The 25,642-nt window shown below is 41.9% G+C and carries 20 protein-coding genes and 1 pseudogene; 5 read left to right on the plus strand and 16 right to left on the minus strand.

Translation table 11 applies throughout. The features are described from left to right. The 7 genes and pseudogenes from C8D94_RS12650 to C8D94_RS12680 all read right to left on the minus strand — a co-directional run. A pseudogene (locus C8D94_RS12650) lies at nt 1–3,339 on the minus strand (hypothetical protein); the annotation flags it as partial. Nucleotides 3,340–3,518: 179 nt separating this feature from the next. Beyond that, nucleotides 3,519–4,829, minus strand: coding sequence for an NADH:ubiquinone reductase (Na(+)-transporting) subunit F (gene nqrF / locus C8D94_RS12655; protein WP_115124332.1), 1,311 nt, complete (start codon nt 4,827–4,829; stop codon nt 3,519–3,521). Between the two features lies 1 nt (nt 4,830). After that, nucleotides 4,831–5,574 (minus strand): NADH:ubiquinone reductase (Na(+)-transporting) subunit E, encoded by a 744-nt coding sequence (gene nqrE, locus C8D94_RS12660; protein ID WP_115124333.1) that lies wholly within the window; start codon nt 5,572–5,574, stop codon nt 4,831–4,833. A 63-nt stretch (nt 5,575–5,637) separates the two neighbouring features. Beyond that, on the minus strand, nt 5,638–6,285 hold the full coding sequence (locus C8D94_RS12665; RefSeq protein ID WP_115124334.1) for an NADH:ubiquinone reductase (Na(+)-transporting) subunit D: 648 nt from the start codon (nt 6,283–6,285) through the stop codon (nt 5,638–5,640). A 62-nt stretch (nt 6,286–6,347) separates the two neighbouring features. Continuing rightward, a complete protein-coding gene (locus C8D94_RS12670; protein WP_115124335.1) occupies nt 6,348–7,097 on the minus strand; it encodes a Na(+)-translocating NADH-quinone reductase subunit C in 750 nt (249 codons plus the stop codon). 2 nt (nt 7,098–7,099) lie between these two features. Next, entirely contained in the window at nt 7,100–8,317 is a 1,218-nt protein-coding gene (locus tag C8D94_RS12675; protein WP_115124336.1) for an NADH:ubiquinone reductase (Na(+)-transporting) subunit B, read from the minus strand. 36 nt (nt 8,318–8,353) lie between these two features. Further along, complete coding sequence (locus C8D94_RS12680; RefSeq protein ID WP_115124337.1) at nt 8,354–9,706, minus strand: Na(+)-translocating NADH-quinone reductase subunit A; 1,353 nt, start codon at nt 9,704–9,706, stop codon at nt 8,354–8,356. Between the two features lie 192 nt (nt 9,707–9,898). Here C8D94_RS12680 and C8D94_RS12685 point away from each other — a divergent pair, with 192 nt between their 5' ends. Both C8D94_RS12685 and C8D94_RS12690 read left to right on the plus strand, forming a co-directional pair. After that, nucleotides 9,899–11,155 carry a type IX secretion system plug protein gene (locus C8D94_RS12685; RefSeq protein WP_115124501.1) on the plus strand — a complete coding sequence of 419 codons (1,257 nt, stop codon included), beginning with the start codon at nt 9,899–9,901 and terminating at the stop codon, nt 11,153–11,155. A 27-nt stretch (nt 11,156–11,182) separates the two neighbouring features. Next, nucleotides 11,183–12,571, plus strand: a complete 1,389-nt coding sequence (locus C8D94_RS12690; RefSeq protein WP_115124338.1) for a pyridoxal phosphate-dependent decarboxylase family protein — start codon at nt 11,183–11,185, stop codon at nt 12,569–12,571. 5 nt (nt 12,572–12,576) lie between these two features. Here C8D94_RS12690 and purT read toward each other — a convergent pair whose 3' ends face one another. From purT to C8D94_RS12705, 3 genes are read right to left on the minus strand one after another with little or no spacing between them, the layout of a single operon-like run. After that, entirely contained in the window at nt 12,577–13,740 is a 1,164-nt protein-coding gene (gene purT / locus C8D94_RS12695; RefSeq protein WP_115124339.1) for a formate-dependent phosphoribosylglycinamide formyltransferase, read from the minus strand. Between the two features lie 13 nt (nt 13,741–13,753). Beyond that, nucleotides 13,754–14,941 carry a pyridoxal phosphate-dependent aminotransferase gene (locus tag C8D94_RS12700; protein WP_115124340.1) on the minus strand — a complete coding sequence of 396 codons (1,188 nt, stop codon included), beginning with the start codon at nt 14,939–14,941 and terminating at the stop codon, nt 13,754–13,756. 3 nt (nt 14,942–14,944) lie between these two features. Next, the gene (locus tag C8D94_RS12705; protein ID WP_115124502.1) at nt 14,945–16,048 is read right to left on the minus strand and encodes a fatty acid desaturase family protein; all 1,104 of its coding nucleotides are present in this window, start codon (nt 16,046–16,048) and stop codon (nt 14,945–14,947) included. A 127-nt stretch (nt 16,049–16,175) separates the two neighbouring features. On the opposite strand from C8D94_RS12705, the gene rsmG reads away from it, so the two are divergent. Beyond that, on the plus strand, nt 16,176–16,805 hold the full coding sequence (gene rsmG / locus C8D94_RS12710; protein ID WP_115124341.1) for a 16S rRNA (guanine(527)-N(7))-methyltransferase RsmG: 630 nt from the start codon (nt 16,176–16,178) through the stop codon (nt 16,803–16,805). On the opposite strand, the gene C8D94_RS12715 is transcribed toward rsmG, so the two are convergent. Further along, nucleotides 16,802–17,365, minus strand: coding sequence for an NUDIX domain-containing protein (locus tag C8D94_RS12715; RefSeq protein ID WP_115124342.1), 564 nt, complete (start codon nt 17,363–17,365; stop codon nt 16,802–16,804). The genes rsmG and C8D94_RS12715 overlap by 4 nt on opposite strands. Nucleotides 17,366–17,432: 67 nt before the next feature. Continuing rightward, nucleotides 17,433–19,127 carry a T9SS type A sorting domain-containing protein gene (locus C8D94_RS12720; protein ID WP_115124343.1) on the minus strand — a complete coding sequence of 565 codons (1,695 nt, stop codon included), beginning with the start codon at nt 19,125–19,127 and terminating at the stop codon, nt 17,433–17,435. Between the two features lie 269 nt (nt 19,128–19,396). On the opposite strand from C8D94_RS12720, the gene C8D94_RS12725 reads away from it, so the two are divergent. Further along, nucleotides 19,397–20,122 (plus strand): T9SS type A sorting domain-containing protein, encoded by a 726-nt coding sequence (locus tag C8D94_RS12725; RefSeq protein WP_170134779.1) that lies wholly within the window; start codon nt 19,397–19,399, stop codon nt 20,120–20,122. A 275-nt stretch (nt 20,123–20,397) separates the two neighbouring features. Here C8D94_RS12725 and C8D94_RS12730 read toward each other — a convergent pair whose 3' ends face one another. The 3 genes from C8D94_RS12730 to C8D94_RS12740 are packed head-to-tail and all read right to left on the minus strand — an operon-like array spanning nt 20,398 to nt 22,577. Beyond that, a complete protein-coding gene (locus C8D94_RS12730; RefSeq protein WP_115124345.1) occupies nt 20,398–21,075 on the minus strand; it encodes a DUF6029 family protein in 678 nt (225 codons plus the stop codon). After that, nucleotides 21,069–22,061 (minus strand): DUF6029 family protein, encoded by a 993-nt coding sequence (locus tag C8D94_RS12735; RefSeq protein WP_115124346.1) that lies wholly within the window; start codon nt 22,059–22,061, stop codon nt 21,069–21,071. Before C8D94_RS12735 ends, C8D94_RS12730 begins: the two co-directional genes overlap by 7 nt. A gap of 33 nt (nt 22,062–22,094) precedes the next feature. Continuing rightward, a complete protein-coding gene (locus C8D94_RS12740) occupies nt 22,095–22,577 on the minus strand; it encodes a TlpA family protein disulfide reductase (protein ID WP_115124347.1) in 483 nt (160 codons plus the stop codon). 178 nt (nt 22,578–22,755) lie between these two features. Here C8D94_RS12740 and C8D94_RS12745 point away from each other — a divergent pair, with 178 nt between their 5' ends. Next, nucleotides 22,756–23,793, plus strand: a complete 1,038-nt coding sequence (locus tag C8D94_RS12745) for an Omp28-related outer membrane protein (protein ID WP_115124348.1) — start codon at nt 22,756–22,758, stop codon at nt 23,791–23,793. Nucleotides 23,794–23,871: 78 nt separating this feature from the next. On the opposite strand, the gene pruA is transcribed toward C8D94_RS12745, so the two are convergent. Beyond that, a complete protein-coding gene (pruA, locus tag C8D94_RS12750; RefSeq protein WP_115124349.1) occupies nt 23,872–25,497 on the minus strand; it encodes an L-glutamate gamma-semialdehyde dehydrogenase in 1,626 nt (541 codons plus the stop codon). Nucleotides 25,498–25,642 lie beyond the last annotated feature (145 nt).

Here is a 25,642-nt window from a genome sequence, read left to right on the forward strand (position 1 = left end):
GGTCACGTCCACGTTGATCGTACCGTTGTTCAACACCGTCGCAGAGGGGTCCACCTGCACCACGCTGCCCTGGTGGTCCACCTGGAGGGTGCCGTTCACAACGATGTTGCTCTCAGTGCGCAGGTAGTCGCCCGCACCAACGGTGAGTGTGGCACCGCTGTCCACTGTGAGCTGGCAAACGTCCAAGTCGCCATCGTCCACAGTGTTATAATTTCCTGCAATAATGGCTTGATCCAAAGTATCGGGGGTTCCCGAAGGACTCCAAGCACTCCCGTTCCAGGTTCTGACAACACCGGAACAGCTTACGAAAGCTGTCTCGAGACCGAAGTAGTAATCGCCATCTGTCCCGGTAAAATCACCCGTAAATGTAGTATGCGAACCAAAAGCACCTACGGTAGCCGCAACAACATCTTCCAGTACTCCTCCAGATTCTCTACCTATATACATAGCGTAGGTCCCACTGGTGTTTCCAGTTGCGGTCTCCCAACCAGAAAGTTCGGTACTGTCTATATAAAATGTAATGGCGGTATCTCCACTGGCAGGTGTATTTGTTGCTGAAATTGTAAAACGCTTGTCCATAACTTCGTCACTGCCAGTGCTACCATTATATCCCTGTGATGTAGTTCCAGCTCGGCTCACGGCAATTGTGGAACAGCCATAGTTTTCAGAGTTATTATTTGTAATAGCTGCCATAACGTTATTGGAAGTTGGGTCGTAACTGAATGAAGTACCTGGACCATTCAGGCGCAACTGGTCCGGGTTTGCTGTATTGACTGCTGTTTGGACATTTGTGGCAAATGTTCCTTCCAGTAGCATATCGTCAATAGATATATATTCTTCATCTGTACAATTGTGATGTCTAAATATTAAATATCCTGTTTCACCAATGTAGGGGCTCATGTCGATATTTTCAACTTCTACGGCTTGGTTGATTATACCTCCTGGTTTTACTTGAGGACTTGCATTTATAGTTGCTACGCTCGAAATATCTGTCGCCCAGTATACCGTATAATATTCCTCGTACCAAGTTTGGGTAAGTGTTGCCGGGGCTACTTCGTACGTTAATGTAGCAGCGTCAAGGTTTGCTGGAATTGTAATTTCATTTGTAAGCAAATAGTTATCTGGTGTTAAGGCACTTCCGGCCCAAGATTGAGAAAATAGTTTTTGTGTAACCAAGTGGGCTGGCGGACCTGGAGGGATCCCTATTGCCCAATTATTTCCATCTCCATCTTGGTCTATAATAGCCCAACCAGCTGGAACCGATTCAAAATCTTCATTTAATAACGCAGTAGTACTTGTAACTGCTGGAGAAGCATCTGTACTGGAAATCGTGAGTGTATATTGATCGCCATTAGGATTTGCTGTAGCATCACCTCCATTGGCATTCACGGTAAAATCTATCACAACGGTTTCATCTACCTCAACAAATCCGTCGTGGTAAATTCGCAACGACATGAGTTTATTAGCTGTCTCCCCTGCCAAGAATGTTACGCTATTGGTCAATAATTCAAAATCTAAATTGGTTGTAGCGGTACTAGAACCATTTATAGAGAATGTTACTACTGCATCCTGTGAAGGACCCAGGCCAATGGTTAGTGGTACATCAATATCGGTAAAACAGGCTGTGTCACTTTCAGAAATACTTTCAGAAGTAGTAGCAAAGCTGATCTCTGGTGAGTCGGGCTCAATTTTATAGGAATATATACGTACTTGTCTTCCGTTTGTACCGCCATCGCCAGAATATTCCGAAGTCACCCAAAATGTTTTGTCGTCACTGGGGTCTGTAACGCCTTGTCCATAATCTCCATATCTATCGTTTCCTGTTACAGAGTTGGTTCCCAAAACCACTAGGTTTTCACCAAAGCTCATAGTTCCCAAGGGGTCTGTAGCCAAACGTCCTGTATAGTAGAGCGAGGGAAATGTACTGGCTCCTGTTTTGGTGTATCCCAAACCAATGTTTCCGTCCTCATCCATAGTGATGCAACCCATAAAAACTGATTCTTTTTGAGCAACAGTCGCTCCAGCAGGATCTGTAAATGTTCCTTCTTGGTACACGCTCCATGAGGCACCGTTATCGGTACTTCTCAGCTCTACCCAACGGATACCTGATTTTTGTGTTCCGTCCTGAATCTCTACCACCCAATTCATTACTATAGATTGGTGTGATCCAAATTCGTACCAGTGGCACATATTCATAACCGCACCAACAATGGCATCTATTCGCTGTGTAGTTCCGGGTTGTTCCAAGTTTGAAAACCCACCTGCTATTGCAGCATCGAAACTGGCTGTAGGAATCTGGTTTTTTCCTGAAATTGTAGATGCGCCGATATTATTCCAATCCATCGTAATGTTCCACAAACCTATATGGTCCGTTGCCACTCCACTGAATGCATCATCTTGATAGAATACAATTTTAATAGGCCCCGTAGGCGTAACATCTCTCTCAGAATGTACCGGTATTGGCGCTGCAAAACCACTTGTCCCTAAATTTGCTGGTGAAAAGCCTACAATTTCTGCACTACTGTCCCCCGCTAGCATTTTAGTTCTATTAAATGTGTACACTTTTTGGGCTCCGGAAAAGTTCCCTGCAGTAACATAGGAATCTCCCCATACCCCATAATGCGGGTAATCGTTGCCAGCACCCAGATTGTACTCATACACATAATAAGTCCCGGTTGGGTCGCTAGTTGTTGAAATACCTATTAAAAAGGTGTTGCTACCAGGTAGTTGGAATTGGGAAATGAACCACCTATCTGCTTGGCGATCGTACATTACTATTGGGTCTCCGGCATTGGCCGTGCTTCCTGGAGCCGAAAGCGGATCGGTCAAGTTTTTCGGGAAACCTGGCGCTTGGTTTCCAGATTTATCATAAACGGACCACAATCCGTTTTCCATAGTCACTATATGATTGGGACCCACTGCCATAGAGGGATCTGGAGGGGAAACATTGAGACCTATTCCTTCAAAATCTACAATAGGTGCTCTTGTCTCAGAGGCTCTGCTGAAAGACCCTGCTCCTTGCATAAGTGGGTCTATCTGGGAGGGGCTCTCTCCAGCTGAATTAAGATAATCCAGTTTCCGTTGGCGTTTTGGACTCAAACTATTGGCTGGTCCAGTAGCACCTCGAGGCACAACTTTACCCTGAAAGATTGAACGATCTACTACTTGTGGGAAATCGCGAGCTGGTTCAGTTATATAAAAATTGGTTGGATGTACCACCTTTGTGGGATGCTCACTGGGCATATAATCTGATGCTTCACCTAAATAAGGAATCTGGGCAAAAAATGATGTAGTGGAAACTACAAAAAAAATTATTGACGCAAATACATTTAATCTCATGGCTTCATTTTTCTATTGTAGTGTACTACAATACGTTGAAGCTTTAAACTTATAAAAAAATGTTAAGTAGAAATTATTTTATCGTTGTTCAGAAACTTAAAATCGATTAAAGACCGGTATAAAAAAACCGCATACAAATTGTATGCGGTTTATTGTCAATATTTTAGTTTTATAGATCTCTAACCTCCAAAATCATCGAATCTGATATGTTCGTCTGGAATTCCGAAATCTTCTCCCATTTTTTGAACAGCTTGGTTCATCAATGGAGGTCCACAGAAGTATAATTCGATATCTTCAGGTGCTTCGTGATGGTTCAGATAATTGTCTATTACCACTTGGTGGATAAACCCTACAAAACCGTCTCCTTCTTCATCATTGATATCTTTTTTAACTTTCCAGTTATCTTCCTCCAAAGGCTCTGAAAGTGCGAGATAGAATTTGAAATTAGGGAATTCGTCCATCAATTGCTGGAAATGATCTAAATAAAACAACTCTCGCTTGGAACGCCCACCATACCAATAGGTTACCTTTCTTCCTGTTTTCAAAGTTTTGAACAAGTGATACAGGTGAGAACGCATAGGTGCCATTCCTGCTCCCCCGCCTACGTACAGCATTTCAGATTCAGAATGGTTGATGAAGAATTCACCATAAGGACCAGAAATCACACACTTATCACCTTTCTTCAGATTAAAGATATACGATGAGGCAATTCCAGGGTTTACTTGCATCCATTGGTTTTTTGCTCTATCCCAAGGGGGTGTGGCAATACGAACGTTGAGCATGATCTCGCGTCCTTCAGCTGGGTAAGAAGCCATGGAGTACGCACGCTCTACAGTTTCAGTATTTTTCATCACCAATGGCCACAGTCCAAACTTATCCCATTCTGCTTGGAATTTATCTGGTGTATCGTGTTCTTCGGGGTGTGCGGTAATGTCAATATCTTCATACTTTACTTCACAGGGGGGGATCTCTATTTGGATATACCCTCCTGCCTTGTAGTTCATATCTTGGGGGATCTCTACTACAAATTCCTTAATAAAGGAAGCCACGTTATAGTTACGCACTACGGTAGCATCCCATTTTTTGATACCGAACACCTCTTCTGGGATATGGATGTTCATATCCTGCTTCACCTTTACTTGGCAAGAAAGCCTTGCTCCGGCTTTTAATTCTTTTCGGCTAAAGTGTGGTGTCTCGGTAGGTAGTGCTTCACCTCCACCTTCTAACACGTGGCACTCGCACTGTATGCAGGTCCCACCTCCACCGCAGGCAGAAGGAAGGAAAATTTTATTGCCTCCAAGTGTTGAAAGTAACGTTCCGCCACTTTCTACTTCGATTTTCTTTTCATCATTAATAGTGATGGTCACGGGACCAGATGGAGATAGCTTTTGCTTCGTAAATAACAAAAGCGCCACCAACAAGAGTGTCAATACCAAAAAGGCTATGACCGTGGCTACTACAACTCCCAATGTACTTGCTGCTAAAAACATATTATTGCTGTGTTAGTTTTGAAACTTCAATTTGAGCGGTCTCTTTTTCAGTATTATTTATTGGCGTATCTCCAGATTGGATACCTATATTTTCTGGGTTACTGTCTAATGTAGGGGTTTCTTCGTCTCCGCCTGTTAGCATTCCTCCAAAACTCATAAAACCAATCGCCATTAAACCAGTTATAATAAATGTGATACCCAATCCTCGAAGGGGAGCAGGAACATTACTGTATCTTATTTTTTCACGGATAGCGGCTATGGCAACGATGGCCAAGAACCAACCAATACCTGAACTGAAACCGTAATTTAATGCTAGGTCGAAAGAAGCGATATCACGCGATTGCATAAACAACGAACCTCCCAAAATTGCACAGTTTACAGCAATAAGTGGCAAGAAAATACCCAATGAGTTGTATAGGGATGGTGAAAACTTTTCAACAACTATCTCTACCAACTGTACCATTGTTGCAATGGTTGCAATAAACAGGATGAACGAGAGAAAGCTTAGATCGTAGTCTGCAAACTCAGGCCCTAACCAAGTTAAGGCTCCTTCTTGTAAAATGTATTGGTCCAACAACCAGTTAAGTGGGACGGTTACTGTTAATACAAAGATAACCGCAGCACCAAGGCCAACGGCCGTACTCACTTTCTTAGACACCGCAAGATAAGAGCACATACCCAAGAAGTATGCGAATACCATATTGTCTACGAAGATGGATTTAAAAAATAGCTCTAAATGTTCCATATTAAATTTTTTAAAGGGGCAATATCCCCCTAGCTCCCTTCAAAAGAGGGAATCAATACATTTTTAATTTTCCTCGATAAGGGCTTTATTACGGCTACGTTGTACCCAGATTATAATTCCTACAACTATCAAGGCCATAGGAGGCAGTACCATAAAACCGTTGTTCTCGTACCCAATGGCGTAAAGGCCTGTTTTCTCCACAGGATCTCCCAATACAGCGAAACCGAATAATGTTCCACTACCCAAGAGTTCTCTAAAGAAACCAACGATTATTAAAATAACTCCGTATCCAGCTGCATTACCTATTCCATCAAGGAAAGAACGCCAAACGCCATTACCTAGAGCAAAGGCCTCAAAACGCCCCATAATAATACAGTTGGTAATAATAAGCCCAATAAATACCGAGAGTTCCTTACTAAGTTCATACGCGAATGCCTTTAACACTTGGTCTACTATAATAACCAAAGTTGCCACTACGATAAGCTGTACGATGATCCTAATTTTTGAGGGGATAATATTTCGCATTAACGAAATTACAACGTTACCCACTCCCATTACGAACAGTACCGAAATGGCCATTACGATAGACGGCTTTAACTGGGCCGTAATTGCGAGTGCGGAGCAAATCCCCAGTACCTGAATGGTAATTGGGTTATTGTCTGCCAGTGGATCTAATATCAATCCTCTCTCTTTTTTTGATAATAATGCCATAATTAAAAATTATATTATATTGAATTGGGCTTCGAATTTTCTCAGCCTGACATCGTTATTTTCTATTTATTCAGATTTTTGAAATAAGGAACATACATTTTCACATCCTTTCTCAACATAGCCGAAACACCATCGCCGGTAATAGTAGCTCCTGCCAAGGCATCTACTTCATTATCGGTCGTGTCGGTATTTTTAGGGTCGTTATTTCCTTTGGCTACGGCAATTCCTTCAAAAGCATTTCCGTTTAGGAAACTTTCACCAGTAAAATCATCCATAAAATAACGTTGTTTTATTTCGGCTCCTAAACCTGGGGTTTCACCTTTGTGATCGAAGTATACCCCTTGTATGGTCATGGTCTTATCTACGGCTACAAAGCCCCAGATAGCATCCCAAAGTCCTTTTCCCCGTACGGGAATTACGTATACTTCTTTTCCTTCTTTCTCACCTACGAACAATGGTAACCTACGCTCGTACGAAGGATCTTTTGCTTTAGTTTCCTCTTTTTTCAAGTCTATAAGATAGGCTTCATCGTTTTCCTCAACCTTATCTCCTTGAATAACAAGTTGCTTTTTCACATACTTGTTGAACTCTTCCTCAACCCTATCGGTCGGGATAAATGCTACATCACTATCACCTTCATTATCGTTCACGTTCATAGCATACAGGATGTTCTGTTGCTTTTCAAACTTTTCATTTGCCTTGATCATAGGCTTGAGTCCACTGGCAAACCCTGCCAACAAAGACCCAACCACTACTACCATGATAATGGCAAAAATGACGGTATAACTATTTTTTTCAGTGTTAATTGCCATGCTTACGCGGTTTTAACTTTTAGACGTTTTGCTCTTCTTTTTATATTTCCTTGTATTACGTAATGATCAATTGTTGGTGCGAACACGTTCATTAATAATATTGCCAAGAAAACCCCTTCTGGGTATGCCGGGTTGAAAACTCGAATCAGTATTGAAATGAAACCTATCAAAAATCCGTATATCCATTTCCCTTTGTTGGTCTGGCTGGCGGTTACAGGGTCTGTTGCCATATACACGGCACCGAACAAGATACTACCAATAATAAGGTGTTGCCAGAAAGGAACGTTCATCAAACCAAAGAATTTCGAGCTTTCACCAATCCATCCTGCTGAAACAACTCCGTTGAAAATTAGCCCCATCACCAAAGCTCCTACCAAGGTACTGAAGATAATCCTCCAGCTACCTATCTTGGTAAAGATCAATATGAACGCACCTACGATGATCAGCAGTTTTGAAGTCTCTCCAACCGACCCAGGTATAAAGCCCCAGAACATATCCCAGAGGCTATAAACCACTTCTTGGTTTTGTGCATAGCTACCTAGAATGGTCTCACCAGAGATGGCATCTACATTAGCACCAGCCAAGATTTCCTTTTGTCGCTCTACAGCTCCGTGCACCCATACTTTGTCACCACTCATCCACGTTGGATAGGCAAAGAACAAAAAGGCTCGTATGGTCAAGGCAGGGTTCAAGATGTTCATTCCCGTACCGCCAAATACCTCTTTACCTATCACCACTCCAAAGGCTACGGCCACTGCAAGCATCCATAAAGGAATGTCTACAGGAACGATCAATGGTACGAGCATTCCCGTTACCAAATAACCTTCTTCCACTTCGTGACCTTTTATCACGGCGAAAATAAATTCAATAAGCAGTCCCACACCGTACGAGACGATTACCAAAGGAAGTACTGTCCAGCATCCCATGATGAAGTTGTCCCAGGTAAAGAAATTTTCCAGAGGAGCATTTCGCAGCGTGCTGTCCAAAGCAGCATAATGCTGGTACCCAGCATTGAACATCCCAAAGATCAAACAAGGCACCAAGGCCATGATCACGATATTCATGGTACGCTTTAGGTCGTCGGCCACTTTAATGTGTGTTCCGCCGTGGGTAGTCTCATTAGGCAGATACAAAAAGGTGTGCAACGCATTGAATGCCGGAGCCATTTTGGTGCCCTTATATTTTTCTTTGAGCGTATGTAATTTTTGCTTCAATCCCATATACTATATATTTTTCATTTTTTTCAAAATGAACAATTATCCTATTTCTTTATACATTAAGTCCAGCCCGTTTCTAATAATCTGTTGGTGCGGTTGCTTGGAAACACAAATAAACTCCGTTAGCGCAAAATCCTCTGGTGCCACCTCGTACATCCCCATTGCCTCCATAGCATCTAGGTCTTGTACCATACACGCCTTTAATAATTGCAATGGGTACATATCCAGCGGGAACACCTCTTCATAATTTCCCGTAACCACAAAAGCTCTGTGCTCACCATTGGTATTAGTATCGAGTTCAAATTTTTTCTTAGGGGTTAACCAAGAGAACGTCAACGCCCGTGACGTTGATATTTTATTAAAGATAGGTTTGTTCCAACCAAAGAATTCGTAATCGTCACCTTCAGGAATTACGCTTACCGTGTTTGAATAGTACCCTAAATGTCCTTTTGGGGAAATTTGAGTACCCGATAGTACGCCGCCACTAATTACACGGACGTTTTCTTCGTTGAGACCGCTATCGTATACAAATGTGGAAACTTCGGCACCTATTTTTGAGATATAATACTTTGGAGATTTTACTGAAGATCCTACCAAGGCAACCACTCTTTCGGCATTAAATCTTCCTGTGAGCAGCAATTCGCCTATGATAACCAAGTCTTGAGCGGCTACTGTCCATACGGTATCGCCTTTGTTAATTGGAGCTATCATTGCTATTTGCGTACCAACATTTCCAGCAGGGTGTGGTCCTTTTACAGTATGGAGCACCGCATCATTCATACCTTTTAACGGGGAGCTACCATCGGCCCCTATACCAATATGTACAGAACCTTCGGTCAATTTAGCCAGTGCGGTAACGGCTGCCTGTAATTCGGCCTCTTTTCCTTTAAGGGTAAAATCAAGATCTGCCGCAAGGGGTGCTGTGGTGTAGCCTGAGATAAAAATATCCCGTGGAGCAATTTCAGGGTTTGCAATTACATCGTAGGGACGTTGCTTAACAAAAGGCCAGCAACCAGTTGCCAATAAATGTTTCTTGATTTCTTCAGCAGTTGCAGAAGCTACGTTCAAACTACCACTATCCACAAATGTGTCTTGTGTTTCGGCTTCTATCACCACACGTGTGATCACACGTTTTGCACCGCGCTCTATAGCAGTAAGAGTACCACTTACAGGTGATGCAAACTTAATGGCTTCGTTGTCTTTTGAATAGAAAAGAGTTTCTCCTGCTTGAAGCTTTGCCCCTTCCTTCACCACCATTTTTGGAGTGGTTAAGTGGAAATCGGCTGGTCTAATGGCGAACGTCCTGGAACGTGGAGCTTTGGATAGCGTTTTTTCCGCTTCGCCTTTCAGGTTTATGGTAAGACCTTTTTTAATCTTAATGTCTTTGGACATAGGATATATGTGTTAAAATTGCCTTTGCCCTAATTGCCAACATGGCTCTATTTAGGGTGTGCAAATTTAATAATTAAAACTAGCAATATACAAGGAATATATCTTAAATTTTTAATGGCTCAAGTGGCTAGTTTTTAGTTTTTAAAGAAGGCACAGAAATTGCTTATATTTAGCCACTCAAAATACGTTGGCATGGTAAAGCACCTTATATCCCTATTGTTTATCTCTTGTATAACCCATCAGGTTTTTGCACAAAAAGCCCAAGAAATCCCTCCGCCAGAATATATTGGAACCATACAGTTTTCCGGACAACCCAATAACGCCGGAATCCCCATTATAAACCTGGGCGATAGATTGCGGATTTCCTTTGATGCGCTTAACGGAAATGAAGCCGATTTTTATTACAGGATAGATCATTATGACTTTGACTGGACCCCGAGCAACCTCTCAAAGAACGAGTATTTGCAAGGGTTTGACGAGGTACGTATTGAAACGTATGAGAACTCCTTGAATACACTACAAATATTTTCCCACTATTTCCTCACCATCCCAAACAGGGAAACGCGCGGCATCACAAAAAGTGGAAATTACCTTATCACCTTTTCTGATGATGATGGCAACATAGTTTTCTCCCGAAAATTTATTGTCAAGGAAAACCTCGTGAGTGTTGGTGTGGAAATTAAAAGGGCTAGAGACTTAAGGCGCATCAAAAACGACCAAGTAGTACAGTTTACCATAGATTCCCCTTCGGAAATACTCATAAACCCAAAACGGAATGTAAAAACACTGGTACTGCAAAACGGAAACATAAAGACTGCCATAACCGATCTTGTACCACAATACACAATAGGCACCGAGCTGATTTATAGGTATGATAAGGAAGCAGCTTTTGGTGGGGGCAACGAGTTCCACAATTTTGACAATAAAGATATACGGGCTGCCAATAATACCATTAGGCGAATTGAACTGAACGACCTCTACGAACATTTTCTATATACGGATATAGACCGAAGCGACCGCCCCTACACGTACAATCCCGATATTAATGGAGGCTTTGTGGTGCGTAATATCAATGCCCAAAACCAAGCTATTGAAGCTGAATATACTATTGTACACTTCAACCTTCAATATTTTGAGGCTTTGGAGGACAAGGAGATACACATCTACGGAAATTTCAACAACTACACTATAGATGGCACCACCTATATGCGTTACAATAAAGCTACAGATAGCTACCAAAATGCTAGAATGTTCAAACAAGGCTTCTACAACTATAAATATGTGTTGGTAGATCGTGACGGCAGCATAGACGAAGGAGCTATAAGTGGTGATTTTTGGGAGACCGAAAACAATTATTCAGTAGTAGTGTATTACCGTGCCCCCGGAGAACGCTACGACCGTGTGATTGGTCTGGGAACGGGCAGCTCCACAAACATCACCAATTATTAAAAAATCAACATCCCCAAAAACTAATCTATGAACTACGAACTTGATCTTTTTAACAAGCTCGCACATAAACTTTTTGAAGCCGAAGGTGAACACCCAGTAACCAAACCCATACCAGCTGGAGAGCTATTTAGGCAACTGGACCTTACGCTCAAAGAAAACCCGGACCCCAATTTTGAGTCGACCATTGAAAACCTAATCCTAAGCACTCCAAGAACGGCGACTAAACTGTTTTTCAATCAATTATTTGGAGGCAGGAATCCCAAGGCAACATTGGGAGACCTTCTTGCAGTACTGCTAAACAACAGTATGTACACCTATAAGGTTGCAGGACCACAAGTGGGAGTTGAAAAAGAAATACTACACAACATTTGCAACCTAATTGGCTATCCCAACACTAGTGATGGTACGTTTGCCCCGGGAGGCTCTATGAGCAATTTTATGGCTATGGTAATGGCAAGGGATAATTTCAATGAGACTATTAGATTGAAAGGTGCCCAGGGAAAAATGATCGTGTACACTTCTGCAGAGTCGCATTATTCCATTCCCAAAAATGCCTCATTAATGGGCGTGGGACGGGACCAAGTGCGTTTTGTGGCTACCGATGCCTATGGAAAAATGCTTCCCGAAGCCCTTCAAAAACTCATTGAAAAGGATATTGAGGATGGCAACCACCCTTTCTTTGTAAATGCTACGGCCGGCACGACGGTATTGGGTGCTTTTGATTCTATTGAGCCACTCTCAGAAATTTGCAAAAAACACAATCTATGGCTGCACGTAGATGGTGCGTATTGCGGCAGTATCATTTTCAGCAATAAATACAAGCACCTGGTACATGGACTGGAGCTCAGCAACTCCTTTAGCGTAAATGCCCATAAAATGATGGGCACACCCCTTACCTGCTCTATCATTGTCACTCGAGATAAAAAGCACCTAAACAATTCCTTCAGCAACGATGCTGCTTATCTGTACCAGACAGATGGCGACGATTACAACCTGGGAAAAACCTCCATTCAATGTGGAAGACGAAACGATGCATTGAAATTTTGGACCTTGTGGAAAAGTGTTGGAACTTCGGGGCTGGAAAAAATTGTGGACCAGCAATTCCAGCTGGCTGAAGTTGCCCGAAATTACATTAAAGACAATAGCGATTATACCCTCTATAGTTTTGACGATTCCATTTCGGTATGTTTCAACTATAAGAACATTCCCGCACAACAACTCTGTACCGCCCTTTACGAACATGCCGAATTAATGGTAGGCTACGGAACTTTTCAGGAAAACGAATTTGTACGTTTGGTCACCATAAATTCTGGCAATAAAGACGAGGACATTCTGAATTTCTTTAAGATACTCGAAAATTTTGTTGAAGAAAACGAAGCTCTATTTTCTGAAGCAATCGCAGAAGAAAAAGTGTAGACATGTTACAGCTTCACCTCAACTTTTGCGGCCAGCTCCTTTGCACGCTGTGTAACTGCTAAGACATCACCATTTAAGACATCGTAGGTTAGCACAACAGCCATACGCCTATAGGGACGGGAAGTTGGTTTGCCAAATAATCTAAAATCGGTTTTGGGAGCTGCAGCTATGGTTCCAATATTCGAAAATGTTGGGTTATCGCTATGGCCTTTTGCCAAAATCACGGCACTGGCACCTATACGCTCTTGGGTAATTTCGGCTATGGGAAGCCCCAATACGGCACGGAGATGCAATTCAAACTCATTAAAATTTTGTGTGTTCGCCAACGTTACCATCCCTGTATCGTGCGGTCGTGGGGATAGTTCAGAAAAGTACACCCCATCATCCCCCACAAAAAACTCAACACCCCAAATTCCTGCGCCCCCTAGGGCTTCGGTTACTTTTGCGGCCATATCCTGCGCCGTCTTTAAATGGGCACTTTCCATACTGGCCGGTTGCCAGCTTTCTTGATAATCGCCCCGTTCCTGCCTATGCCCAATGGGAGGGCAAAACAGGGTCTCCCCATTGCGTTGGGTTACGGTAAGAAGGGTAATCTCATAGTTGAAATCTATAAACGCTTCTACGATCACTTCGGCCACGTCGCCACGGGAACCTTCTTGGGAGTAGTCCCAAGCCTTTTGTATATCGGCCTCGGTCTTTATGGTACTTTGTCCTTTTCCGCTGGAAGACATTAAAGGTTTTACAACACATGGCATCCCTATCTGGGCTACAGCTGCCTGTAAACTCTTGGCGGAAGTTGCGTATCTATAGGCTGCTGTCCTTAACCCCAACTCCTTTGCAGCAAGGTCGCGAATGGCCTTGCGGTTCATCGTAAAATTAGCGGCCTTGGCACTGGGTATCACGGTGTAGCCCTGTTTTTCGTATTCATAAAAACGTTCGGTACGTATGGCCTCAATCTCTGGGACAATAAAATCTGGTTTGTGTTTTTCAACCAAGGCATCCAGCGCATTGCCATCCAGCATGTTTATCACTTCAAACTCCTGTGCCACTTGCATGGCAGGGGCGTTTTGGTAACTATCTACAGCAATGGTGTATTGCCCTAAGCGTTGTGCGGCAATTACAAGTTCTTTACCGAGTTCACCGGAACCGAGGAGGAGGATTTTTGACATAGATATAACTTCTTTAAGCCAATGCCTTTTTGATGCGTTTCATCGCCTCTTTTATATCCTTTTCAGAAGCGGCATAGCTTATCCTAATGCACTCTGGATTTCCAAAAGCTTCACCCGTAACGGTTGCAACGTTGGCTTCTTCCAGCAGATACAATGCAAAGTCTGAAGCATTTTCAATTTTTTTCCCGTTAAGGGTTTTTCCGAAGTAGTGGGAAACATTGGGAAATACGTAAAAGGCTCCTTCTGGCTCGTTCGTTTTGAAACCAGGGATATCATTCAATAAGTCCAATATCAATGTACGGCGCTCTTTAAAAGCATCTACCATATATTGGATTTTACTCGGCGGGTTCTCCAATGCCGCTATTGTAGCACGCTGGGCAATACAATTGGCACCACTGGTAACCTGCCCTTGCATCTTTGTACAGGCACGGGCAATATATTCTGGACCACCCATATAGCCTATACGCCATCCGGTCATAGAATATGCCTTGGACACTCCGTTCACGGTGACGGTACGACTGTACATATCTTCAAACTGTGCCATGGAAACACGATCGTCAGTAAAATTTATATGCTCATAAATCTCATCGCTCACTACGATTATCTGTGGGTGTTTTACCAGAACATCGGCTAGGGCACGAAGCTCTTCCCTGCTGTACACAGATCCACTAGGGTTACAGGGCGAGCTGTAAATCATCATTTTTGTCTTGGGTGTAATGGCCGCTTCAAGCGCTTGTGGGGTTACCTTAAAATCTGTTTCAATAGAAGATTTAATCTCAACGGGCACACCTCCTGCAACTTTACTGATGTCTGCATAGCTTACCCAATAAGGAGCTGGCAACAATACTTCGTCACCTTTATTCAGCAATACCTGTGCAAGGTTTGCCAAGGTTTGTTTTGCTCCCGTAGAGACCACGATTTGTGACAAGCTGTAGTCTAGATTGTTGTCTCGTTCAAACTTTTTGGCCACTGCTTTTTTGAGCTCCGTGTACCCATCTACCGGAGTATAGCTATGGTAATCTTCTTCAATGGCTTTAATGGCAGCTTCTTTTACAAATTCTGGAATGGTAAAGTCCGGTTCACCCAGACTAAGGCCAATAATATCTTTTCCAGCTTCTCGCAATTCCCTGGCTTTCGCCGCCATTGCAAGTGTTGCAGAGGTTGCCATGTTGTTTACACGATCGGAAAGTTGGTTGCTCATAATTTAGGCTGGTATTGCAGGGTTAACGCCCATTGCTTTTAAATGCTTAAAGTGCGCTATTATAGCACTTCGGGTAGTTTTATATTCGTTATACGGCAAATTGAACTCAAGAGCCGTTTTCTTTACTATTTCTGAAATCTTGGTATAATGAACATGACTAATGTTTGGGAATATATGATGTTCCACTTGGTGGTTCAATCCTCCCGTAAACCAATTCATTATTTTATTTTTGGTGCTGAAGTTTACCGTAGTGAACAATTGGTGTATCGCCCAAGTATTCTTCATGTTCCCCGTGTTATCAGGAAGGGGCATTTGTGTATCGCCCACAACGTGCGCTAACTGAAAAACAATACTCAAGATCAAGCCAGCTACGTAGTGCATTAAAAAGAAACCTATCAATATCTTCCACCAAGCGATATCGAAAAACAGGATAGGAAGCACGATCCAGATAGCAACATAAATTGCCTTGGTAATAAATAAGGTTGTCCACTGTACTGAAGGCTTTGGAAATTTTCCATAGGAAAGTTTTTTGGACAGGTAGCGTTTTGTTTGTTTAAAATCGGCCGTGAGCATCCAATTGAACGTGAGCAACCCATACAAGAAAACACTGTATACATGTTGAAAGCGGTGAAACCTTCGCCACTTTGCGTGCTCAGAAAACCTGATAATACGGCCAGCGTCCAAATCTTCGTCGTGACCGTGGATATTTGTATACGTATGGTGCAACACATTGTGCTGTACTTGCCAATTGTATACGTTACCCGCCAGTATGTAAAGGCTTCCCCCCATAATTTTATTGATCCATTTTTTTGACGAATATGAGCCATGGTTGGCATCGTGCATCACGTTCATCCCAACACCGGCCATTCCTATTCCCATTACAATGGTAAGGAGTATTTGCGCCCAGGTTGGTAAATTTAAGGTAAGCAAAAGAAAGTATGGCGACAGGTACAACGAAAACATCACTATGGTCTTCACGTGGAGCTTCCAATTGCCCGTTCTAGCGATTTCGTTTTCCTTAAAATAGGTATTTACTCGTTTATTGAGTGTCCTGAAAAACTTGGCTGAATCGACACGGGAAAATTTTATTTGAGGAGTATTCACAATTTTGGGTTTGCCTTCAGGATTGCTCCTGAATATTAAACGGCTAAAATACGCATTGTAAATCAAAATTTCTCTACCCAAAATAAAAAGTTATAAAAGAAGCACTACTTTTGCAGCTATTACGTACGCTATGGAACTTTTAGAAAAATATTTCCCACAACTTACTGAGGTACAAACACTTCAATTTGAAAAATTGGAACACCTTTATAAGGACTGGAACCAAAAAATAAACGTGGTTTCCAGAAAGGATATTGACGAGTTGTACCTTAGACACGTGCTGCATTCCTTGGGTATCGCAAAGGTGCAACCATTTGCTCAGGGCTCAAGGATTCTTGATGTAGGCACGGGTGGTGGCTTTCCAGGCATCCCCTTGGCCATACTATTTCCAGAGACCCAGTTCCACTTGGTAGACAGCATTGGAAAAAAGATAAAAGTGGTTCAAGAAGTAACGCAAGGCCTCCAGTTGCAAAACGTAAAAATAACCAATGGAAGAGTGGAGACCATCACCGACCATTACGACTTTATTGTAAGCCGCGCCGTTGCGCAAATGGAGACTTTTGTAAGGTGGGTACGGAACAACGTGGCAAAGAAGAGCAACCACGAACTGAAAAACGGAATCCTATACCTAAAAGGTGGAGACCTTACCGAAGAACTTCAACCTTTTCCCAAAGCAAGTATATATAAACTAACCGATTATTTCGAGGAAGATTTTTTTGAAACCAAAAGCGTGGTACATCTTCCACTTAAATACAAAGGCTAGATTTTATGTGCCATAAACCATTGTAGCGCAATGATGGTCTTAGCATCAAAGATTTTTTCTGAAAGCCAACTATCCATTTCTGAAATAGGGAGCTTCACGGTTTTAATATCTTCATTTTCACTATCCATGCCACCACCTTTGCTTGTTTTATCCCTTGGGGTTACTTCAGCATAAAAAAGATAACAGCGTTCGGTTGAGCCACCTGGGGAGGTATAGAAATTTGAGATTTGATTTGGCTGATACACCTTGTAGCCCATCTCCTCTTCGGTTTCCCGAATGATGCAGGTAAGTGGGCACTCATCCTTTTCCATAGAGCCTGCTGGGATTTCAAAAATCCACCCCTCATCGTGCCGCGTAGTTGGGTACCTAAACTGTTTGGTCAACAATATTGAGGACGAATCCTTTTCAAACAACAGAATGGCTACAGAATCGCCCCTATGGAACGCAAACCTAGTGGTGGTAATGTTGTCTCCAGAGAATGTATCGTAGCTCACATTTGCCTTCAGCATCTTGTAATGATTGTCGAACACTACTTCTTCATTATTGATCGTATAGTCCATTATCTTTTTTTTACAAAAAAGGCTCCCTTTTCAGGAAGCCTTAATTACCAATTTATATTAAATTCAATTATCTTGAAATGATGAATTTCTCGGTTGTCACAGTTCCACCTACTGAAATTTTAACCAGATAGGTTCCTGCCTGTAATGTTGAAACGTTTATAGCTTCGTTCAAGGAAAGATCGTTCAATTCGATAATCTTTTTTCCAAGGATATCAAAAACAGCAATCGAACCTGTTTCAGCATTTTTAACGTTCAACACGTCTGTTGCTGGGTTAGGATAGATTACCACTTGTTGCGCTGTTACTTCTCCAACACTTAGAATCTGTACACCGTCTGAACCAAAGTTTTGAGACTCTCCAGAGCCGTAAGCACCATTGGTGCTGTATATTTCAGTTCCATCAGAATCGGTAAGTGTTACAGCCCCTCCACCGTCACCGTAGGTGTCGATTAGGTTAAAGGTATGGCAACCTGCATCTAATTGGAAGGTTTCATTTATAGTAGTATTGTTACCATAAGGGCCTCCGTTGTATAGAACGTTTCCGTCTACATCTGTTACATTCCAACGCACTTCACTTCCGTACTGATCTGTGTTGAGCTCCATATACACGGTACCTGTACCGTTTACTGCTTGGTCAAAAGAAGAAGTTGCATCGTTGTTTGAGTTGTCATCGTCGTTAGGGATGGTTACATCTATGGTATTGGTTGCCTGCATAGTAAAACTTACTTCTGGGAGTTCAACGTCTTCGTTTTGAAGCGATGTAAGTAGTCCTGTCCAAGTATATGTTTCTGGAGTTCCACCATTAATAGAGTACTCAATGTCCAAAGATGTAAGGTCGTTAGCTCCATTATTCTGGATGTTTATTACTGGCGCTAAAGTTTCGGCACACAGTTCAGGAACATCCTGGATAGATCTTAGGTTAACATCATCTGCATTCGCCAAGTTAGTGAAGGTTGGATAAGCTCCGTTTCCACTTATGATCTCTTGGGTTGTCTCTGTCATGAACACAACCAATTCAAGATCGGCCAATTCTACAGGTACACTGTTATAACCTGCGGGGATAGTGTAAGTATACGTTCTGTCTATAAAAGATGTTGCAGTTGTAGGAGAAACAGACTCGCCCCATTGTCCGGTGATTAAATGTACCAATCTGTGTTGGCGAACATATTCGTTACCCATATTTCCACCTGTTTGTGGTCCTAGGGTGTTATTTTGCAACAATGCAACATTCAGCATATTTGTGGCCTCTGGGCTGTCTCCAGTGTAGTATGCTTCTACGTGTACAGTTAGCTCGTTAGTTTGAACATCTACCTCTGCCTCAACAGCCATGTTAAGGTAAGACGCCTGTCCCAAGATATCATTTGAAGCTCCTGCCCAAGCACCACGGCTCATAGCAGTATCATCAGGATCTCCACTTTGGGATTGTCCTGGGAATATATGTCTATTTACGGTACCCGCTGGATATCCCACTAACCCACTTTGATCTGCAATTGCTGAACCGAACGGAGTTCTAAAATCTGGTTGCCCACCGCTAGGGTTTGCAAAACCACCAGTATGAATATTTATAAGGAATACATTTCCAGGATTATCATCTTGAATAGCTTGCGCTATGGCGTGACCATCTGGGCAAAACACACAGTTTATCCCAGTGAATTCTTCGAGGATAACTTTTTTATCCTCTGGTGTTGTAGACACAATAGTTTGTGCAAATGCACTTATTGCAAAAAAAGACAACACTAATCCGCTTAGTAATTTTTTTGACATTGTTATTAATTTAAGGTTTATTTTCTGTTAAAAAGCGTTTCAAATATATATGATTTTAGCTAAAAATCAACAAAAAACGCAACGTATTTAAATGTTAAAATTTTACAGGAAAGCCTATAACAACAGTAGGGTAACAGTCTGTTACACACTTAAGAACGATTTTTTTACCGTTTAACCTTTTGTAGTTTCATTTTTTTTTATAAAGCCATAGAATTATGCCCTGTTATATATATTTTGCACTCCTAATATACTTTCAAAAATTAATTATTATGTTGAAAAAACCATCACTTTTATCGATGTTGGTAGCCGGTTTTGTTGCAAACGCACAATTTTCTGTAGCTACCCATGCGGGAGACCCTATTACTGATGGACAGACGATAACTATTGGAAGCTCCATTGCTCCTGAGGCAAATCTTCCCTTTTTTGTCACCAATGAAAATACCACTAACGATATCAATATGAGAATTGAGTTCGTAAGTGCCAATAACTCTGATGGTAGCGACCTTGAGATATGCTTTGGACTTTGTTATACCGGTGTTACCATTGGACAGAACTACCCTATCAATGATGCCGTAGTAATTGCTCCACAACAAACTCAAACTTCAAGTGGTGACCACTTTAAGCACTTGCCCACTGGAGGCTCTGATGTTGTAACCTATGTTTTTAGATTTTACGAAGTAGATGGCGCCGGCAATGAAATAGGTGACGATTTAACTTTTACCTATGTTTACGACCCAGCCCTTTTGAGCATTGAAGAAGCAAATGCAGTTAATGCCGCTATCATTTCAACAATGGTGAACAATACCGTTGAAGTAAATGCAAACGAAGAACTCATATTCACCATGTACGATATCCAAGGACGAATCGTTAGCCAACAGCAATTAGAGCAAGGCTTAAATCAAGTGAACGTTGCAGATCTTGCAGCGCAAACCTATATGGTAGTTCTTACCAACAACAAAGGTGCTTCACAAACCACAAAGGTTATTGTAAGATAACATCATCTGAACGATAAAAAATGAAAGCCTGCAGAGAGAACTGCAGGCTTTTTTATGTTCAAACGTAAAATAATAGTAAAGACAACCTTTTGGCTTTTATTTCAAATAGCAGGTTTTAAACTTAGGACAGCAACAAAAGTCTAAGTATTCAAAAAAGGAAGACAGATATACTTTCTATGGGTTCTATGTTGCACCTCACAAATAAACCATAAAAAGTAAGCAAACAAAAAAGGAGGGTATATTACCCTCCTCTTTCAATTTTATTATATAAGTTATTAAAACGTAACGGCTAGGCTTGCTGAAAGTCCGTTGCTCTCTGGAACGAACCTACAAACTCCTCCAACACATATCAATCCACCACGCTGGCGACCATAGTTCATCGAGAATCTTGTCCTTCCTTTTGAGTAGCTCCCACCTATGTTGTAGTAGTGTATCTCTCCTTCTCCCCCGTAATTATAAGAGTCTGCAAAATAAAGGTTCAGGTGAGAGTTAAAGTTATATTCTACCACGCCACCTGCCCAGTTTTTTCTATCGTCCTCGGTCCATAAATGTTGTGCTACAACGCGCACAGAACGACTACCACTAAAACTATACGTTCCCTCAATCACCCCAATACTAGCGTTTATATCGCCTTGCACCCCCAATGGGCCTCCAAGCACGACTCCCTTGTCTGCAATAACATTTTGAAATGTAAGTACAGACCTGAATGACTTTGTCCAACGGTTCTTTATCTCAAAATTTATATCCCTGAAGTATCGGTCTCCAGAACCAATAAATTCAGCTTCGTAACTTAAGTCTTCATTAAATGTCGCTTCCAACCCACCCCAATAGGAAAAGTTTGCGGCAACCTTGGTTTTGTACTTCCCAAAAATACTTTCTTTTGGAAAGGTGTAAAACACATCGGTCTGGGCTCCTACTTCACCTGCACGCTGTTCCAGTTCGTCCGTTAACAATCTTGCTGCGAATTGTATACGTAAATATTGGTGAGCAGATAATCCTGTTGCTTGGTCAACGCTGGTACATAATTGATAAGCTGCTGATTAAATTGATTTCCTTCAGCCAACTTATCGGCATAAAAGCTGAAATTTTCAAGACGCCTAAACGTACTGTTTATACCGAAACCCCTTTGAGCATAACCAAGGTTAACCTGCATTGCCGAACCATCGTACAGCCTATTGGAAACTATCATCCCCTCATTGGCAATTACATCCGGCTCTTTGTACACTACCTCAATTCCTCCGTACACATTCTTGAACGTAAAATCTGCACGACCAGAATAGGCATTCACGGTACTGGGTATAGTATCGTTAGTTCCTCTATCTTCGTAGCGCCCAACATAGCTTCCACCTATCCTAAGGTCTATATCTCCTGTATCGACAAGATTACCCACATCTAGATTTCCATCCAGTCCTTGTATTACTCCTTCAGAAACCTCAAAGGCATTTCTCTGGTTTCCGTATACTCCTGTAAATTCAAGATAATCTGTAGGGGTGAAATTTACACGAACACCTTTTAATGCGGTATTTATACCAAGTTGCCTATCCTCCCAACTTCTCAGGATAAGACCACTACCAAACTGTTCGTAAAAATACCCACCTGTTAAGTCCAATGTTTCACTCTTAAAGTTCAAATAATAATTGGTGACGCCGTTACCTCCATCGAAATCTGGGCTATACCCTAATAGTGCACTGGGGAGATATGCTTCATATTGCACCCCGGCAGTAAATTTCCCCAAGGTATAATTAAGCTGAAAGTAGTTATTCGCCCTAAACTGGTCTTCAGGAGCTATAAATCCCGGGTCGGTATCGGACATCTTTAGACCATCGTCGTCCAATAGCCACTGCATATTAGATTCCATTCCACCGAAAAAATATCCGTTATCTTGGGCTAAAGAAGTGGCTGTTGCCGCAAGGGCAAAGCATAAAAGTAGTTTTTTCATAGGTTGTTAGTTGTTGCCGCAGGGGGCCGTTTTTTATTTAGAAAATTTTTGAACTTTTTCGTATAATTCGTTTTCGGCACCAGGGCTGTAACCACTATGGCGATATACTATTTTGCCATCCTTTACCAAAAGTGTCAAAGGAACGGTAGCGGCACCTAAGGCGCGCTTCACGTCGTTGTTCGTATCCAGAAGTATGGTGTAATCCCAGCTTTTACCGTTTATAAGTGGCTTTACTCTTTTTACGGTACGGCTATCGTCTATAGAGATGGCAACAAGATCTACATTGGTTTCATCTTGCCAATCGTCATAAACTTCACTAATTGCGTCCAGTTCTTTTAAACAAGGCACACACCAAGTTGCCCACAAGGATACAATGGTAACCCCATCTTCTTGACCTACATTTTGTAAATTTACAGTAGAGCCCTCTAAGGTTGTAAGCTCTATACTGGGGAGTTCGTCTTGGGCAAGACCGGTTATACCCATCATTAAAACTGCAATTAGGAATAGATTTTTCATGATAATTAAAAGTTTGTTAAGAAATTAAGTGAGACAATATTACTGCTTTTTTTTGAAACTTTTTAGTTTTTTTAAAAGCCTACTAATCCGCTATAGTATTGAATTTAAAAGGCTTGTTCACAATTATATCAAAAAAAATGCCTAATTTTAACCACTAGTTATAATTTTGAAAATTACTATGAAATTGAAAGCATTATTTATTATCGCACTTGCAACTCTCACTTTGACGAGCTGTACCAAAAGTGAAGATTTTTCATCTTTTTTGGAAGATGATACCGTTACCCAAATTGAAGTTGGCCTAGTCTATAGACCTGCTTCCCTTAGAAACCAAGCTGTGGACTTTGCTCTTTTCGATGAGGATGGTACCGATATTTCGGCTGGGGCCACCTTTTATGTAGATGGTACAGCCTTAGAAGAAAGTACTTTCAGTTCTGATGTGGAAGGAACCTTCGAGGTTTATGCCGAATTTGACAACAATGGAACAACCGCAACAACCGAGACCGAAACGTTCAGTGTTGTCGTGCCCAAAAGAAAAGTTAGTATAGAGGACCACACCGGTACTTGGTGCGGCTACTGCCCCCGTGTGACCGAGGCTATTGAAAAAGTCCACGACATCACTGATAATATCACCGTAGTTGCCATACACAACAACGACGAGATGACCGTTGCTTTTGAAGAGCTGCTACGCCAAGAGTTTGAAGTTTTTGGTTTCCCAACTGGTAGATTGAACCGTACTTCAAACTGGAGCCCACCTTACGAAGCTACAGATGTTACCAGTATGGCCGGTGAAGATTCAGCTATGGGGATTGGCATTTCATCCAGCATAAATGGAAGTACATTAAATGCTACTATAAGTGTATCTAGCGAAGAAGGTCTCACAGGCAACAAGCTAGTTGTGTACTTAGTAGAAGATGGGATTATTGCGGATCAAGTTAACTATCTCAATAACGACCCTAACAGCCAGTATTATCAACAAGGAGACCCCATAGTAGGTTTTGTACATGATGATGTGCTACGAGCTTCCCTAACCGATATTTTTGGAAATAACATCACAAGCACGCCTGCTTTGGAAGAATACAAAACAACACTTAGCACTCAACTGTCTCCAGAATACGTAGTGGAGAATTTGGAACTAGTAGTTATGGTTACCGATACAGATAACGCTACCATAAACTCACAATACGCAAAAGTGAACGAGACTAAAGGTTACGAGTAGATATATACTCTATTTTTTGGCATGTAAAAAGCCCGTGACAAATGTTACGGGCTTTTTAAGTTCTGTACAATTAAAGCATTATCCTAGAAAAGGATATTTATAATCTATGGGTGAGACAAATGTTTCTTTCACCATTCTTGGTGAGACCCAACGGTACAGGTTCAATTTACTTCCTGCTTTATCATTGGTTCCACTTGCTCTTGCCCCACCAAAAGGCTGTTGTCCTACAACAGCACCCGTTGGCTTATCGTTTATGTAGAAGTTTCCAGCAGCATCTTCCAGTGCCCTTACAGCTATCTCAAGCGCGTAACGGTCTTCACTAAATACAGCTCCCGTTAAAGCATATCCGCTTGTTTCATCTACCAATTGCAGGGTTTCCTCCCATTTGTTATCATCAAAAACATAAATAGTGACTACAGGACCGAATAATTCGGTACACATAGTGGCATATTTAGGATCTTCGGTTTTTATCACGGTTGGGTGAATAAAGTACCCCTCGCTCTTATCGTAGGTTCCTCCTACTACAATTTCGGCATTTTGGTCTATTTGTGCTTGATCTATATAGCTAGCCAATTTATCGAAAGATCCTTCGTGGATCACAGCAGTGAAAAAGTTATCCATATCTTCAGGAGAACCAATCTTAAAACTGTTTACATCACCAATCACCATTTCCCTTACATCATCCCAAATACTTTTTGATATATAACAACGGCTGGCGGCACTACACTTTTGTCCTTGGAACTCAAAAGCTCCTCTAGAAATCGCTGTAGCTACTTGGCGTGGGTTCGAGGACTTGTGTGCAACGATAAAATCTTTACCTCCTGTTTCCCCAACAATTCTGGGGTACGTTTTATAGTTGTGGATGTTAGTTCCTATTTTTTGCCACAAATCTTTGAATACTGTAGTAGATCCCGTGAAATGGAGCCCACTAAAATCTGGACTGTCCAAAACAGTATCGGTAATCATCACAGGATCCCCCATCACCATATTAATAACACCGTCCGGTACTCCTGCCTCACGGAAAACGTCCAGTACTACCTTTGCTGAATACACTTGGCTATCGCTAGGCTTCCAAAGCACCACGTTACCCATTAATGCTGCACTAGCAGGAAGGTTACCCGCAATAGCAGTAAAATTGAAAGGTGTAATGGCATACACAAACCCTTCCAGTGGGCGATACTCTAATCTATTCCAGGCGCCTGATGTAGATTCTGGCTGCTCATGGTATATCTCTGTCATGAACTGTACGTTGAACCTAAGGAAATCTATAAGCTCGCAGGCCGAATCTATCTCAGCTTGATGTATGGTTTTGCTCTGCGCCAACATGGTTGCAGCATTTATCTTCGCACGGTAAGGACCTGCGATCAACTCGGCAGCGCGTAAGAATATTGCCGCCCGCTGTTCCCAGGGCATCTGGCTCCATTTCTTTCTGGCCTCCAGACTTCCTGCAATGGCTTCCTCAATATGCTTCTTTTCAGCTTTGTGGTAAGTCCCTAGAACATGCTTGTGTTCATGGGGAGGCGCCATGGTAGCCGTATCTCCTGTTTTAATATCTTTTCCGTTGATGTACAATGGCACTTCTATTGTTTCATTATACATTTCTTTATAGGTTTTCAGCACACGATCGCGCTCTGGAGAACCTGGAGCATAGTCCAAAATTGGTTCGTTAACTGCAATAGGCACTTCAAAAAATCCTTTTCCCATAGTGATGTATTTTGGTTTTAAAATTCTGAGTTGCAAAGGTACAAAATTAGTAAGCAGTAAGCAGGAACAGTAGGCAGTATTTAGCTATCGGCGCACACAGCTATAGGCAATTCAGCAGTTAAAGCATTGTCTTAATAATTTTTCT

The sequence above is a fragment of the Marinirhabdus gelatinilytica genome, assembly GCF_003353425.1.
Taxonomy (GTDB): Bacteria; Bacteroidota; Bacteroidia; order Flavobacteriales; family Flavobacteriaceae; genus Marinirhabdus; species Marinirhabdus gelatinilytica.